The organism is Pseudomonas sp. (assembly GCF_036404235.1).
Classification (GTDB): domain Bacteria; phylum Pseudomonadota; class Gammaproteobacteria; order Pseudomonadales; family Pseudomonadaceae; genus Aquipseudomonas.
This window is the reverse complement of record NZ_DASWOT010000134.1, coordinates 1-15210: the sequence shown is the minus strand read 5'-3', so window position 1 is coordinate 15210 and position 15210 is coordinate 1. Positions and strand designations below refer to the sequence as shown.

Sequence of the window (15210 nt, the reverse complement as noted above, 5' to 3'; positions counted from 1 at the left end):
GTAATACTCTCGACGTCACTCGGCGCTTTTTAAAACCTTCGCAATGCGCTGCTCCAGCAATTGGTACAGCGCACTGTCGGCCGGCCAGTTACGCATGAAGCGTGCGCGGTCTTTGGCAAATGCGTCAGCGAACGATGCCTGTGAGCCGTGCTGACACATCGCATCCAGGTCAATCAGCGCCCAGCGATCCTGCTGCCAGAACACGTTATGCCCCTTCAAGTCGCCATGACTGATTCGTTCTTCGATCAATTGCGCAAACAACTGATCCAGCGCCTGCAACTCCACATGCGGCACCTCCCCGGACTCAACATACGGCGCAAACCGCTCGATGATGTCAGGGCCGGGCAAGTACTCGGTAATCAGATAAGCCTTACGCCGCAGCCAGAAGAATCGCTGCTCCAGCACGGCCAAAGGTTTAGGCGTGGCGATCCCGAGGAATACCAGACGATTGCCCTCACGCCACGAATGCCAGGCGCGGCTCGGACGCCAGAAGCGTTTAAGCCAATGGGCGAAATTCTTGACGTTGTAGCGTTTGATCACCAGTGGCCGACCAGCTACCTCGACCTTCGCGACACTGGCCGCACCACCGGTCTTGTACAGATGCCCTTGATCGAGCAACGCGTCGGCCGCTTCCAGCACGGGATTCATCGCCGCCTCTTCTTCCCGGCGAATCGCGCGCAATTGGAAAGCACTGTCCTTGACGCTAAACAAGCTGCAATCGCGACCGACTTTGGTCAGAAAGTCTTTCAGGCGCCAGGCACGCACTTTGTCGATCTGCTTGTGCAACGCCTCCACCGGCAAGCCGTGCTCGCCATTGCTCAACAGGTAATAGACCAGCAGCTCTTCGATGAACGGCTCCAGCGACTTGGGCAACTGAGCGAAGAACACGCCAAGGTTTTCCAGCACCTTGTGCCGCGACAACGGCTTGCCCGCTTGCTCCACCCGAATGCCTGCACCGTCGATCAAGTACAGCTTGCCGCCCCGACGTAGCAGGTTGTCCAGGTGCAGGTCCTCCTGCCACAAGCCTTTGCCGTGCAACTGACCGATTGCCGACAACGCCTCGCCCAGCACGGCTTGTTGCTCATCCGACAGTGGTGGCAGGTTTTCCACATCAGCCCAGGCATCGCCCAGGCTTTGCGCGTTTTCCAGTAACTCGAACAGCAGCCAGCCACCCTCGCCTTCCTGCAGCCCATCGGCCAACAGTAGCGGCGTGGTCATGCCCTGCTCTGCGAGCAAACGCACACCGGCCAATTCACGTTGAAAGTGCCGTGGCGCCTTTTGCCCGACCAGCAATTTCGCCAACACCGGCCGACCGCGCCAGACACCCGCGCCCACATAACGCTGGCCCGGCAGCACACGCAGCAAACTGAGCAATTGCAGCTCAGCCGAGCCTGCGGCATCGGCCAAGGCGATATTCAGGGGTAACGTCGGCGTACGCCCGGCGTTTTTCAGTTCAGACAAACGCATCGGTGCCCTCTTCTTTCATGACTGCACAGCTTATCGGCTGCGCTTATGGCTGCCACGTTGCGCCAAGCGCTGCCACCACCCATCGACCGCAACGCTATTACTGGCGGCTTGCAGATAAGCACCCAGCAACTCGCGAATTTCCGCCTCGTTCCAGACCGGAGCCCGGCGCAGCAAAGGCTCCAGATCCTTGACCCGATCACGCTGACCGAACAGAGCCTTGCGGGTTTTCTCAAGATCGATCAACTGGGCCATGTAAGCGCCCGCCCGTGCATGCAGGAAAATATGCTTGGGGTAGAAACAGCCGTGGACCTGACCCGCCTGATGAAGGGTGCGGGCCAGTTCACCACACGCCTGCAAAATCGCCAGACGTTGAGTGGCTGAAAGCTCAGCCCATTGTTGCAACAACGTGTCCAGATCGGTCCAACCATCTAGCGCACGCGTCATCAGAATCGCGCGGCGCTCGCCGTCGACCTTCTTCTCACCGTAGAACACCGCGTGCAGCGCCGGTATTCCGAGCTTCTGGTACAGGCTGATGTTGCGAAACTCGCGGGAAAACGACGGCTCGCCCAGTGGATGATGCAAGGTATGGGTCAGATAATTGCTTTGGCGCTTGAGGTAATAGCCGCAGCCTTCAAGCTCCAGACGAAACACACTGCTCCAACCGCCGCGCCCGGTGTTGGGCTCATCGACTGCTTCAAGCTCAACGTCCCACAACGAATCGAAATCAGCCAGCCCGTGCCGCTCAAGTAATGCCCGGTCAGGTTCGGCAATGAAAACACTCATTCGCGGCCCTCGAAAAAGCTGACGATATGGCGGATGCGTTTTTTATCCGAGTTGTTCAAGCGTTCACGCCCGCGATATTGCAGGTAGAACCGCAGCCGCTGGGTCGCTGAAAGGTGATGTTTGGCGACCTTGTCCAGGCACGCCAGATCCTTGGTGATTCGATAACGCAACATGAAACTGACCCAAAATGCACCGTTGGGACAGTCAATGAAAAACAGCTTTGCCTGATCGTTGACCAACAAGTTGCGCCACTTCAGATCGTTATGCGTGAAGTGGTGATCATGCATCGTGCGGGTGTAACGGGCGACCTGGCGACTGATGCTGTCGACCCAGGCGCGATCGGTCAGACGCGGATCATGTTGCAACGCCAACGCCGACAAATCCTCGGTGCCAGGCAGCTCGCGGGTGATCAACGCGCCACGGGCATAGGCGGCGCCTTTGCGCTCCAGCCCCCAGGCCACGACCTCGGCCGTGGGAATCCCCCATTTAGCGAAACGCTTGAGGTTCTGCCATTCGGACTTCACCCGAGGGCGCCCCAGATAACGGCGCAAGCCTTTGCCGGCGCCGACGTAACGTTTGACGTAATAATTAACGCCTTCACGCTGCACACGAATCACTTCAGAAAGCGGGTCGCGTGTCAGCCGCTCGCCCTGCAAGGCGAATACCGCATCGAGGCTGCCAAAGTCGTGTGCCAATGAAGCGTAAGCCGGCTCAAGTTTCCAACCCGCCATCAGAGCGCATCCCCGTAACGCAATTTACGCTGGTATAGCTTTTCGGCGCGCGCCTCCAGCCAACTGAGCAGGGCAGATTCCTGCGCAATGATCTGGCGCAGCGGCTGTTGGAAATAGCCCTTGAGAAAGCGCAACTTGTCGCGGCGCGTCAGGCCAATATCCAGCGCCGAGAAATACAGCGCGGCCAAATCCTTGTTGCGCCAGCGCTGAGTAATCGCCGGACGCACCTGAGCACGGTGCAGGTCGATGACTGAAAGCTTGAAGTCGTTCGGCGTGATCGGCTTATCGGTGTGCAGCAGGAAATGGCAGATGTAACAGTCGCGATGGTTGACCCCGGCACGGTGCATGGTGCTGACCATGCGCGCGACTTCAGCGATGAAGGCGCGCTTGAGGCGTGGATCGGGCGGGGCATTGCGCCAGTTGATGCTGACGTCTTCCAGGCTTTCGGTCGGCGCCAGCTCTTCAGTAATGATGAAAGAGTGCTGGGCCGCAGGATTATTTCCACGCTCGCCATAGGCCACGGCGGTCATGGTCGCCACGCCCACTTCGTGCAGACGGTTGATCGCCTCCCACTCCTGGCCTGCTCCGAGCACCGGCAATTTGGCGGTCAGCAGGTTTTTCGCCACTTCGCCCCAACCGATGCCCCGGTGAATCTTGACGAAATAACCACGCCCGTCGACTTCGGTGCGCAGCGTGCGTCGGCCTTCGAGCTCGCGATAGACCTGCCCGTCCAGCGCTTCGACGGCCTCGAACGCATCACGCCCGGCCCAGAGGCTTTTGAACGGTTCATCGAGGATCAATTTCATCCGTGGTGCTCCGCCAGAATCACATCCGCAGCGTGCTGCGGCATGCTGTAAAGGTCGGCCGTGTCGGCAAATGCCAGACCGTTTCGGCCCCAGGTGCTGCGTGCCGCATTGTCTTTGAGCATGCGCGCCAGATAGTCGTTGAGCTGATGCTGCTCGAACGGCTCATCCAGCACCAGCCCACTGTCGGCCTCGGCAATGTAATGGGCGTACCCACACACCGCGCTGACCAGTACCGGCAGCCCGGCCACCAGCGCTTCGAGCAACACCGTGCCGGTGTTTTCGTTGTACGCCGGGTGAATCAACAGATCGGCACCGAGCAGAAAACGCGGGATGTCGCTACGGCCTTTCATAAAGGTCACGTGATCGCCCAATCCCAATGCCGTGCTTTGTAGGTGGAATACTTTGGGGTCGTCCTGGCCTATTACAAACAACCGGGTGCGTTTTTTAAGCTCCGAAGGCAGCGCGGCCAGCGCTTTGAGGCTGCGATCAACACCTTTGGTCTTGAAGCCTGAGCCGATTTGCACCAGCAACAGGTCACTGTCCGCCAGCTTGAATTCGCGACGGAACTCAGCGCGAATTTCAGCGGCGTTTTCAGGCGCACGACGGTCTTGGGAAATCCCCGGCGGCAATAGATGAAAGCGCGCAAGCGGCGTGTCGTAGTGCTTGATGAATAGCGGCTGCTGCACTTCGGAAATCATCAGCACTTCGGTTTTGGCGTCTTTGCCAAACACCGAGCGCTCATATTCGGCGAAGTGGCGATAACGCCCCCAATGCCTATACAGCGAGTGACGCAGGTTTTGCGCCTTGTCCTCAAAACAACCGTCGGCGGCGTAATAAACATCCAGGCCCGGCATTTTGTTGAAACCGATCAAGCGGTCCACTGGGCGCTTGGCGAGGTCTGCGTTCATCCAGTCGGTCAGTTTTTCGTTACGCCGGTGATTGAAGATCGCCTTGACCGGCGCCACCAAAACCTCGAAGCCAGGCGGCACGTCGCCTTCCCAGATCAGCGTGTAGACGCGGATCTTGTGACCGCGCTGCTGACACTCAAGGGCGATGCGCATGAAGTCACGCTGCAGGCCGCCAAACGGGAAGTATTTGTACAGCACGAATGCCAATTGCATCAGTCGTGTTCCTTTGCCAGCACCAGCGTGCCCAGTTGGCCCGCCACTCGCTCGGGGTTCAGGCGAGTGAAACACAGTGGCCACTCGCGTTCGAGATCGAACTGACGCTGATCCTCAAGCGTCGGTCGATACGTGCATTTTTTCTGCAAGCACGGCGCGCACGCCGGATAGTCGCTTGCCAGATGGACTTGCGACTTGCCATAGGCGCCGGTCAGGCCGGGGTTGGTCGGGCCGTACAGCGACAGCGTCGGCACGTCCAGCGCCGCCGCCAAATGGCCGAGCCCGGTGTCCACCGCAACGCAAGCCTGCGCGCCAGCCAGCACTTTGGCGACACCCGCCAGATTCAGTTTGGGCAGCACAATGGCATTATCCAGCCCCTCGGCGATGCGCTCGGCACGGGCTTTTTCCGCTGGGTTACCCCACGGCAGATGCACTTGCAGCCCCTGCCCAATCACGCGCTCGGCCAGTTGCCGCCAGTACAGTTCCGGCCAATGCTTGGTCGTCCACGTGGTGCCATGCAGAAACAGCACGAACGGCACACTGCTTGAAGCGCCCAGCAAGCGACTGCGGTCCAGACCGTAATCGCCCAGCCCCGCCGGGACTTCATAACCCAACGCCTGCGCGAACAACTGGCGCAAACGCTCAACCGCATGCTGCCCGCGCGCCACTGGATAGGCTCGATCATAAAAACGCGCTGCCAAGGGTTCGCGGGCCGAATGCTTATCCAGGCCCACAACCGGCGCTTTGACGTAGCGCGTCAGCCATGCGCTTTTCAGCAAACCCTGTGCATCGATCACCAGATCGTAATGCGTGTCGCGCAGGCGCTGCTTGAAGCGTCGCCACTCGCCGCTTTTGAGGGTTTGCCAGAGACTCTTGCGCCAGCGCCGAATCGCCACCGGGATTACATTCGAAACGGCCGGGTGCCAGGCGGGAATTTCGGCGAAACCCTCCTCCACCACCCAGTCAAACTGAATACCGGGTATCGCGCGCGCCGCGTCGGTCAACGCTGGCAGGGCATGAACCACGTCTCCAAGAGACGACGTTTTTATCAGCAATACCCGCAAGTCAGGCAACCTCGACCGGGGTGCCACCCAGGCGATTCAATGCCTGGACCACCCTAGCCGGCTCAAGCAGACGCAGGCAGTTGTAGTGACCGAAACGGCAAGTACGCTCGAAACACGGGCTGCACTCGATGCCCAACTGGACGATTTCCACGTGGTCGGCCAGCGGCGGCGTGAAACCCGGAGAAGTAGAGCCGTACACCGCGACCAATGGCCGATTCAACGCCGCAGCGACGTGCATCAGCCCGGAATCGTTGGACACCACCGAGTCAGCACAGGACAGCAGATCAATCGCCTCGGCCAATGAGGTATCGCCACTAAGGTTGACCGACTCTTCACGCAACCCCGGAATCAAACGCTCACGAATGCTTTCGCCCACCGGATGATCTTTTTTTGAACCGAACAGCCAGACTTGCCAGCCTTCACGAATCTTGGTTTCGGCGACTTTGGCGTAATGCTCGGCGGGCCAGCGTTTGGATTCGCCGAACTCAGCGCCTGGGCACAACGCCAACACAGGACGATCCAGTACCAGACCGAACTTGGCCAGTGCTACCTCGCGACTGGCGGTTTCGATTTGCAGGCTAGGTTTTGGATAGGGATGCGGCAACTCGGCGCCTTTGTCGAACGCCAGCGCCATGAAGCGCTCGATCATCAGCTGATAGCGTTGCTTGTCCAGCGTGCGCACATCGTTGAGCAGGCCATAGCGAAACTCGCCACGCCAGCCGGTGCGCTTGGGAATGCTGGCAAAAAACGGCACCAACGCCGATTTCAACGAGTTCGGCAGCACGATTGCCTGGTCGTATTGCCCCTTGAGGGATTTGCCAATGCGCCGGCGGGTCGCCAATTCCAGCGCACCATGGCCGAGCGGAAAGCTCAAGGCCGTGCGCACCTCGGGCATGCGCTCAAGGATCGGTCGGCTCCACTCTGGCGCCAGTACATCGATTTCGCATTGCGGGTGACGCTGTTTCAGGCACTGGAATAGCGTTTGCGCCATCACCATGTCACCGACCCAACTGGGCCCAACGATCAGAATTTTCATGCTCAATCCAAAAACGACCAGAAACGAGCAGGGAGGCTCATCAGGCTGCGTGACGCTTGCACACAACCTGACGCCTCCCTGTCATAGCTTTATATAAGTGCCCATCAAACGCCGGGCTCACCTGTAGGAGCGAATTGATTCGCGAAGGGCCAGCGCAGACGACAAATCACCAGCGGCTGGAACATCGCTTCGCAAATCAATTCGCGCCTACAGAGGGCAGTCACCGGTTGGATCAACTCAATCCCAACTCGCCCCAAATCCGCATCACTTCACGCCGTTCAACCTGAAACTGATCACCGCGCACCACACCTGCCTCATTCTGCAACGCCTGACGGTGAGCGGCTGAGCGGTAAGCCTTGTAGGCCTCACGCAACAAGCTGGCGTCGGCAGCAGGGATCAGGCCGACCTGTTCAAGGCCTTCGAGAATCCGGATGTTATCGGTGTAGCGCAGCAGCTCTGAATGCTTGCCAGACCACGCCAAGGCGGCGTATTGCACCATAAATTCAATATCGACGATACCACCGGCGTCCTGCTTGAGATCGAAGGGCGTGGTGGCTTCGAAGGCGTTCGCGCCTTTTCCGGCCGTGGTAATCCGGGTGCCAAGGTTGTCACGCATCTTGGCGCGCATTTCGCTGACCTCCTGGCGCAACACGGTCAGGTCGCGCTCGTGTGCCAGCACTGAGGCGCGCACGCCTTCAAAGCCGGCGCCGACATCGCGACTACCCACCAACACCCGAGCGCGGACCAACGCCTGATGCTCCCAGGTCCAGGCTTCGTTTTCCTGATAACGGGAAAACGCCCCCAGCGAACTGACCAGCAACCCTGAGGCGCCGGACGGGCGCAGGCGCATATCGACTTCATACAACTGGCCGGAGTTGGTCTGCGTGGTCAGCAAATGAATGATGCGCTGCCCCAAACGCGTAAAGAACTGCGCGCCATCGATAGGTTTCGGCCCATCGGTCTCAGCCTGCGGGTCGCCATCATGAATAAATACCAAATCCAGATCCGAACCATGCCCCAGTTCCAGGCCACCGACTTTCCCATAACCGACAATCACAAATCCCGGATCGCACAATGTGCCATCAGGACGCCGAGGTGCGCCGTGACGGGCAACGGTGTGCCGCCAGGCCAAGGCCAGCACTTGCTCAAGAATCGCCTCAGCCAGCCAGGTCAGGTAATCGCTGACCTTCATCAACGGTAGGCTGCCGGTGATTTCCGATGCAGCAACCCGCAAGCGGTGCGCCAGCTTGAAATGCCGCAGCGCCTCCATTTGCTGCTCAAGATCGTCCTCGGGAATTCGCGTTAGCCGTTCACGCAACTCAGCAGCCAGCTCAGGCGCATGGGGCGGGCTGAACAGTCGTTCTGCATTGAGCAGTTCATCGAGCAACAGAGGAAATTTCGCGATCTGCTCAGCAATCCAGGGACTGGCCGCGCACAAGGTCAGCAAGCGACGCAACGCACTGGGGTTCTCGGTGAGCAACACCAAATAGGCCGAGCGACGCGCAACCGCCTCCACCAAGGGCAGCACGCGCTCCAATACCAAATCAGGATTTTCATGCTCCACGGCTTGCGCCAGCAGACGCGGAATAAACGCATCAAGGCGCTCGCGCCCCAAACGCTGCATCGACCGCAGTTGAGAGCTATTACGCAGATCGGTCAGATGTTTGAGCGCCATCTTCGCGTCCACAAACCCGCCTTCCAATAACTGTCGGCAGGCGCTTTCTTCGTTTTGCGAGGCTTCCCACAAAGGTAGCCACTCTCCACCAACAGCGACATCGGTATCTGGCTGGCCTTGCTCCTCATCGGGATCGGCGATCACCTGACGGAAATGCCAATCCACACGCCCGCGCCAATACATCAACTTCTCGTGAAAACTCGACCAGTCAGGGAACCCCATCATGAACGCAATCCGCGCCTGATCCTGATCGCCATCGGGCAGCATCTGGGTCTGACGGTCGGCAATGGCCTGGATCGCGTGCTCGGTATAACGCAGGAACTCATAGCCCTCGCGCAGTTCCTCAATCACCGCGGATGGCAAGTAACCCTGCCCTTCCAGGGTGCGCAGCACTTTGAGCAGCGGACGCTGCTGCAAACTCAGGTCTCGCCCGCCGTGAATCAACTGGAACGCCTGAGCGATGAACTCCACCTCACGAATGCCACCCGACCCCAGCTTGATGTTCTCGGCCATGCCTTTGCGCCGGACTTCCTGCTGAATCAGTTGCTTCATGGTGCGCAGCGCTTCGATGGCCGAGAAGTCCAGATAACGGCGGTAGACGAAAGGACGCAACATCTCCTGCAGCACCTCGCCCTGACGCTGATCGCCGCCGACGACTCGCGCCTTGATCATGGCGTAACGCTCCCAGTCGCGGCCCTGATCCTGGTAATACTGCTCCAGCGCATTGAAGCTGAGCACCAGCGAGCCGGACGAACCATAAGGCCGCAGGCGCATGTCGACGCGAAACACAAATCCATCGACTGTCACAGGGTCCAACGCTTTGATCAGCCGCTGGCCTAGCCGAATGAAGAACTCCTGATTATCCAGCGGGCGCTTGACGCCTTGGGTTTCGCCACCTTCGGGGTAGGCAAAAATCAGGTCGATATCAGAGGACAGATTAAGTTCGACGGCCCCAAGCTTGCCCATACCGAGGATGACCATCGGCTGCGGTTCACCGCTGCGACCACCGATCGGCGTGCCAAATTGTTCGCAATGGCGCTCGTACAGCCACTGATAAGCCAGGTCGACGCTGCCGTCAGCCATGTCGGAAAGGTCGCGACAGGTCTCAATCAAGTCTGCCTGGCGGGTCAGGTCACGCCAGATAATTCGGACTTGCTGGCGCGTGCGTTGCCGACGTAGATTACGTCCAAGCTCCTCTTCGCTGGTGGCGGCGCGCACTGCAACGGCAAGTTGCTCACGCAGTTCGCCCGTGGCAAAACTGCGCTCCAGCTCGCCGGCGTCGGCAAGCTCGAACAGCATGTGCGGATCGCGTGCTATCTGCTGCGCAACGAAATCGCTGGCGGCACATACCCGATCAAACGCGCCAAGACGCGACGCGGGCCACGCATCGAAGGCGGCCTCCAGCCCGTTGGGCAGCGAAGCGAGCGATGCACGAAACGATTGTTGCGCGCGAGTGACCAACGGCAGAAGGATGGCCGGCAGTTCAGCCAGCAAAGGTAGGCTCATGGTCTATCCTGATCGGCGTTCAAAACACTCCCCCGCAGTGAAAACAAGAAACACGTCACGGGAGGACTGTCGAACAAAGGTTAAAAATTGCCGGCGATCTTTGTTTGTTGGTAGCCAGCTAAGCTTTTCAAGGTGACCCGTTAGTTTCCAACCAAATTTAACGATTAATCTCACTACGCCACATGAGCTGAAAGCTCGTAAAACTGTAGTTTTACTACTGTATATACAAGTCGAAAAGCTGAAATGGCCAACGATTTGTAGTAAAACTACACGACCGGGTACAACTCCGGTCATCCAAGAATTTACGTCGTCTGCCCACAAGGCCAGTCGCAACAAACTCAGGCAACCGATTCTGGAAGCCTTTCCGCCCTGGAGCAAGCCATGCAAGACCTCGATCCCGTCGAAACCCAGGAATGGCTGGACGCCCTGGAATCGGTTCTCGACAAAGAAGGCGAAGACCGTGCTCATTATTTGATGACCCGTATGGGTGAGCTGGCCACACGAAGTGGTTCGCAGCTGCCTTACGCCATCACTACGCCATACCGCAATACCATCCCCGTTACCCACGAAGCACGCATGCCTGGCGACCTGTTCATGGAACGCCGCATTCGCTCGCTGGTACGCTGGAACGCGTTGGCCATGGTTGTCAAAACCAACCTCAATGACCCGGATCTGGGCGGACACATTTCCAGCTTCGCTTCCAGTGCGACGCTGTACGACATTGGCTTCAACTACTTCTTCCAGGCCCCGACCGACGAACACGGCGGCGACCTGATCTACTTCCAGGGTCACGCATCGCCAGGCGTCTACGCCCGTGCGTACATGGAAGGCCGGATCACCGAAGAGCAAATGAACAACTTCCGTCAGGAAGTCGACGGCAAAGGCCTGTCTTCTTACCCACACCCGTGGTTGATGAAAGATTTCTGGCAGTTCCCAACCGTTTCCATGGGTCTGGGTCCGATCCAGGCGATCTACCAGGCGCGCTTCATGAAGTACCTGGAACATCGCGGCTACATCCCGGAAGGCAAGCAAAAAGTCTGGTGTTTCCTGGGCGACGGCGAAACCGACGAACCAGAATCGCTGGGAGCCATCTCCCTGGCCGGTCGTGAAAACCTCGACAACCTGATTTTCGTGGTCAACTGCAACCTGCAACGTCTCGACGGTCCGGTTCGCGGCAACGGCAAGATCATCCAGGAACTCGAAGGCGTGTTCCGTGGCGCTCAGTGGAACGTGACCAAAGTCGTCTGGGGGCGTTTCTGGGACCCACTGCTGGCCAAAGACGTCGATGGCATCCTGCAACGCCGGATGGACGAAGTGGTCGACGGCGAATACCAGAACTACAAAGCCAAAGACGGCGCGTTCGTACGTGAGCACTTCTTCAACTCGCCAGAACTCAAGGCCATGGTCGCAGACCTGTCCGATGACGAAATCTGGAAGCTCAACCGTGGCGGTCATGACCCGTACAAGATGTACGCGGCATACCACCAGGCGGTTAACCACAAAGGTCAGCCGACCGTGATCCTGGCCAAGACCATCAAAGGTTATGGCACCGGCGCCGGTGAAGCGAAAAACACCGCGCACAACACCAAGAAAGTCGACGTCGATAGCCTGAAAAGCTTCCGTGACCGCTTTGATATTCCGGTCAAGGACGAGCAACTGGACACCCTGCCGTTCTTCAAACCCGAAGAAGGCAGCGCCGAAGCCCGCTATCTGAGCGAGCGTCGCGCCGCACTGGGCGGCTTCGTGCCGCAGCGTCGCGCCAAAAGCTTCACCCTGCCGACCCCGCCACTGGAAACCCTCAAGGCCATCCTCGATGGTTCCGGCGATCGCGAAATCTCCACCACCATGGCGTTCGTGCGCATCCTCGCGCAGTTGGTCAAGGACAAGGAAGTCGGCCAGCGCATCGTGCCGATCATCCCCGACGAAGCCCGTACCTTCGGTATGGAAGGCATGTTCCGCCAGTTGGGCATTTACTCAGCCGTCGGCCAGCTCTACGAGCCAGTCGATAAAGAGCAAGTGATGTTCTACCGCGAGGACAAGAAAGGTCAGATCCTCGAGGAAGGCATCAACGAAGCAGGCGCCATGTCGTCCTTCATTGCTGCCGGTACGTCCTACAGCACCCATAACCAACCGATGATTCCGTTTTACATCTTCTACTCGATGTTCGGTTTCCAGCGTATCGGTGACTTGGCCTGGGCCGCTGGCGACAGCCGCACCCGTGGCTTCCTGGTCGGCGGCACCGCCGGTCGTACCACGCTCAACGGTGAAGGCCTGCAGCACGAAGATGGACACAGCCATATCCTGGCCTCGACCATCCCGAACTGCCGCACTTTCGACCCGACTTACGGTTACGAACTGGCGGTGATCATCCGCGAAGGCATGCGCCTGATGTTCGAAGAACAGCAGGACGTTTTCTACTACCTGACCGTGATGAACGAATCCTACGTCCAACCGGCCATGCCGGCCGGTGTCGAGGAAGGTATCGTCAAGGGCATGTACCTGCTCGAAGAAGACACCCGCGAAGCCGCGCACCACGTGCAGCTCCTGGGATCGGGCACCATCCTGCGCGAAGTGCGCGAGGCGGCGAAGATCCTGCGTGAAGAGTTCAACATCGGCGCGGACGTCTGGAGCGTCACCAGCTTCAACGAATTGCGTCGCGATGGCTTGGCCGTCGAGCGCAGCAACCGCATGAAGCCAGGCCAAAAGCCCAAGCTGAGCTACGTTGAAGAGTGTCTCAATGGCCGTAAAGGCCCGGTGATCGCTTCGACCGACTACATGAAACTGTTCGCTGACCAGATTCGTCAGTGGGTTCCGACCAAGGAATATAAAGTGCTGGGCACTGACGGCTTCGGTCGCAGCGACAGCCGCAAGAAGCTGCGTCACTTCTTTGAAGTCGACCGTCACTTCGTGGTGCTGGCAGCGCTGGAAGCCTTGGCCGATCGCGGCGATATCGAACCTAAAGTGGTGGCTGAAGCCATCGTCAAGTTCGGTATCGACCCTGAAAAACGCAACCCACTGGACTGTTAAGAGTCTGCTTCAAGATCGCATACAGCGCTGACTGATTGCGCGAAACAGCCGAGGATGCGGAATTTACATCGGTAAATGAGCATCCGACGCTGTTTTCGCTGCAACTGAAGTCGGCGCAATCGAGAAAGAACAGGTTCTCCGAAGGAGAGACATTGTGAGTGAGCTAATTCGCGTACCCGACATCGGCAACGGTGAAGGTGAAGTCATTGAGTTGATGGTCAAGGAAGGCGATCGCATCGAGGCCGACCAGAGCATCCTGACGCTGGAATCCGACAAGGCGAGCATGGAAATCCCGGCTCCCAAGGCTGGCGTCATCAAAAGCCTTAAGGTCAAATTGGGCGACCGCCTGAAAGAAGGCGACGCGCTGTTTGATCTGGAAGTCGAAGGCGAAGCTGCAGCCGCCGCTACTCCCGCTGCTGCCGCGCCCGCCGCCGCTGAAAAGCCAGCCGTTGAAGCCGCGCCTGCTCCAACCGCCGCTTCAACGGCTGCTGGCGCCGAAAGTGTTCAGGACATTCACGTCCCTGACATCGGTTCGTCGGGCAAAGCCAAGATCATCGAACTGATGGTCAAGGTGGGCGACAGCATCGTAGCTGATCAATCCTTGATCACTCTCGAATCCGATAAAGCCAGCATGGAAATCCCTTCGCCTGCCGCAGGCGTCGTCGAAAGCATCAGCGTCAAGCTCGAAGACGAAGTCGGCACGGGTGACTTGATCCTGAAATTGAAAGTAACGGGGGCTGCGCCTGCCGCCGCGCCAGCACAAGCTGCTTCACCGGCTCCAGCGAAATCCGAAGCGCCTGCCGTTGCCGCTGCGCCGGCTCCGAAAGCTGAAGCTGCTCCGACTGCTGCACCTGCTGCAAGCAGCGGTGCCAAGGTTCATGCCGGCCCGGCGGTTCGTCAGTTGGCCCGCGAGTTCGGCGTTGAGCTAAGCGCCGTCGCAGCCACCGGCCCACACGGCCGCGTGCTGAAAGAAGACGTGCAGGTTTACGTCAAAAACATGATGCAGAAGGCCAAGGACGCTCCAGCAGGCGGCGCAAGCGGCGGCATGGGTATCCAGCCAATTCCGGAAGTCGATTTCAGCCGTTTCGGCGAAATCGAAGAAGTGCCGATGACTCGCCTGATGCAACTGGGCGCGACCGGTCTGCACCGCAGCTGGTTGAACATTCCGCACGTTACCCAATTCGACCAGGCCGACATCACTGATCTGGAAGCTTTCCGCGTGGCACAGAAAGCTGTGGCCGAGAAAGCTGGCGTCAAGCTGACCATCCTGCCGCTGCTGCTCAAATCCTGCGCCTTCCTGCTCAAGGAGCTGCCAGACTTCAACGCCTCGTTGGCGCCAAGCGGCAAAGCGATCATCCGCAAGAAGTACGTGAACATCGGCTTTGCCGTGGACACCCCGGACGGTCTCCTGGTCCCTGTGATCAAGGACGTCGACAAGAAGAGCTTGCTGGAGCTCGCTGCCGAAGCCGCTGTACTGGCCGAGAAAGCGCGCAGCAAGAAGCTGTCGGCGAACGAAATGCAGGGCGCTTGCTTCACCATCTCAAGCCTGGGGCACATTGGCGGCACCGGTTTCACGCCAATCGTCAACGCACCGGAAGTGGCGATCCTGGGTGTGTCCAAGGCAACCATCCAGCCGGTCTGGGATGGCAAAGCGTTCCAGCCAAAACTGATGCTGCCACTGTCGCTGTCCTACGATCACCGCGTGATCAACGGCGCTGCTGCCGCTCGCTTCACCAAGCGTTTGAGCGATCTGCTGGCCGACATTCGTACGATCTTGCTGTAAGGGCGTAAAGGGGACTGATCTTATTTACAGCGCTCCACCGTAAATAAATCTGTCCCCTTTAAATACCGAGTGTCCCGTCCTGAATAAGGTTTACACCTTCTGATCTATTTTCAGGAGGGCGTAATGGAATCAGCAAAAAGGCGTAGTCAGCGAGACTACACGCTGACTTTTAAATTGTCGGTCGTCGACCAAGTCGAAAAAGGCGAGCTGA

Annotated in this window: 10 protein-coding genes; 2 read left to right on the top strand and 8 right to left on the bottom strand. The window is 58.7% G+C overall.

Features of this window, described 5'->3' with window-relative positions; genetic code table 11:
- Positions 1 to 15: 15 nt before the first annotated feature.
- From VGC62_RS17160 to glnE, 8 genes are all read right to left on the bottom strand, one after another.
- Complete coding sequence (locus VGC62_RS17160) at positions 16 to 1467, bottom strand: lipopolysaccharide kinase InaA family protein (protein WP_331188272.1); 1452 nt, start codon at positions 1465 to 1467, stop codon at positions 16 to 18.
- A 30-nt stretch (positions 1468 to 1497) separates the two neighbouring features.
- The gene (locus tag VGC62_RS17155; RefSeq protein WP_331188271.1) at positions 1498 to 2250 is read right to left on the bottom strand and encodes a lipopolysaccharide kinase InaA family protein; all 753 of its coding nucleotides are present in this window, start codon (positions 2248 to 2250) and stop codon (positions 1498 to 1500) included.
- Positions 2247 to 2981 carry a lipopolysaccharide kinase InaA family protein gene (locus tag VGC62_RS17150; protein WP_331188270.1) on the bottom strand — a complete coding sequence of 245 codons (735 nt, stop codon included), beginning with the start codon at positions 2979 to 2981 and terminating at the stop codon, positions 2247 to 2249. The genes VGC62_RS17155 and VGC62_RS17150 overlap by 4 nt, the downstream gene beginning before the upstream one ends.
- On the bottom strand, positions 2981 to 3787 hold the full coding sequence (gene rfaP / locus VGC62_RS17145) for a lipopolysaccharide core heptose(I) kinase RfaP (protein WP_331188269.1): 807 nt from the start codon (positions 3785 to 3787) through the stop codon (positions 2981 to 2983). The genes VGC62_RS17150 and rfaP overlap by 1 nt, the downstream gene beginning before the upstream one ends.
- The gene (locus VGC62_RS17140) at positions 3784 to 4908 is read right to left on the bottom strand and encodes a glycosyltransferase family 4 protein (RefSeq protein WP_331188268.1); all 1125 of its coding nucleotides are present in this window, start codon (positions 4906 to 4908) and stop codon (positions 3784 to 3786) included. Before VGC62_RS17140 ends, rfaP begins: the two co-directional genes overlap by 4 nt.
- Complete coding sequence (waaC, locus tag VGC62_RS17135; RefSeq protein WP_331188267.1) at positions 4908 to 5972, bottom strand: lipopolysaccharide heptosyltransferase I; 1065 nt, start codon at positions 5970 to 5972, stop codon at positions 4908 to 4910. The genes VGC62_RS17140 and waaC overlap by 1 nt, the downstream gene beginning before the upstream one ends.
- 1 nt (position 5973) lies before the next feature.
- Complete coding sequence (waaF, locus tag VGC62_RS17130; RefSeq protein ID WP_331188266.1) at positions 5974 to 7008, bottom strand: lipopolysaccharide heptosyltransferase II; 1035 nt, start codon at positions 7006 to 7008, stop codon at positions 5974 to 5976.
- Positions 7009 to 7240: 232 nt separating this feature from the next.
- Positions 7241 to 10189, bottom strand: a complete 2949-nt coding sequence (glnE, locus tag VGC62_RS17125) for a bifunctional [glutamate--ammonia ligase]-adenylyl-L-tyrosine phosphorylase/[glutamate--ammonia-ligase] adenylyltransferase (protein ID WP_331188265.1) — start codon at positions 10187 to 10189, stop codon at positions 7241 to 7243.
- 381 nt (positions 10190 to 10570) lie between these two features.
- On the opposite strand from glnE, the gene aceE reads away from it, so the two are divergent.
- Together aceE and aceF are read left to right on the top strand one after the other, a co-directional pair.
- Positions 10571 to 13216 (top strand): pyruvate dehydrogenase (acetyl-transferring), homodimeric type, encoded by a 2646-nt coding sequence (aceE, locus tag VGC62_RS17120; protein ID WP_331188264.1) that lies wholly within the window; start codon positions 10571 to 10573, stop codon positions 13214 to 13216.
- Positions 13217 to 13370: 154 nt separating this feature from the next.
- Complete coding sequence (aceF, locus tag VGC62_RS17115) at positions 13371 to 14999, top strand: dihydrolipoyllysine-residue acetyltransferase (RefSeq protein ID WP_331188263.1); 1629 nt, start codon at positions 13371 to 13373, stop codon at positions 14997 to 14999.
- The last annotated feature ends 211 nt before the right edge of the window (positions 15000 to 15210 follow it).

Excerpts from the sequence above, each read along its gene's own strand:
- VGC62_RS17160 (WP_331188272.1), bottom strand. The coding sequence starts at position 1,467 with ATGCGTTTGTCTGAACTGAAAAACGCCGGGCGTACGCCGACGTTACCC.
- VGC62_RS17155 (WP_331188271.1), bottom strand. The coding sequence starts at position 2,250 with ATGAGTGTTTTCATTGCCGAACCTGACCGGGCATTACTTGAGCGGCAC.
- VGC62_RS17150 (WP_331188270.1), bottom strand. The coding sequence starts at position 2,981 with ATGGCGGGTTGGAAACTTGAGCCGGCTTACGCTTCATTGGCACACGAC.
- rfaP (WP_331188269.1), bottom strand. The coding sequence starts at position 3,787 with ATGAAATTGATCCTCGATGAACCGTTCAAAAGCCTCTGGGCCGGGCGT.
- VGC62_RS17140 (WP_331188268.1), bottom strand. The coding sequence starts at position 4,908 with ATGCAATTGGCATTCGTGCTGTACAAATACTTCCCGTTTGGCGGCCTG.
- waaF (WP_331188266.1), bottom strand. The coding sequence starts at position 7,008 with ATGAAAATTCTGATCGTTGGGCCCAGTTGGGTCGGTGACATGGTGATG.
- glnE (WP_331188265.1), bottom strand. The coding sequence starts at position 10,189 with ATGAGCCTACCTTTGCTGGCTGAACTGCCGGCCATCCTTCTGCCGTTG.
- aceE (WP_331188264.1), top strand. The coding sequence starts at position 10,571 with ATGCAAGACCTCGATCCCGTCGAAACCCAGGAATGGCTGGACGCCCTG.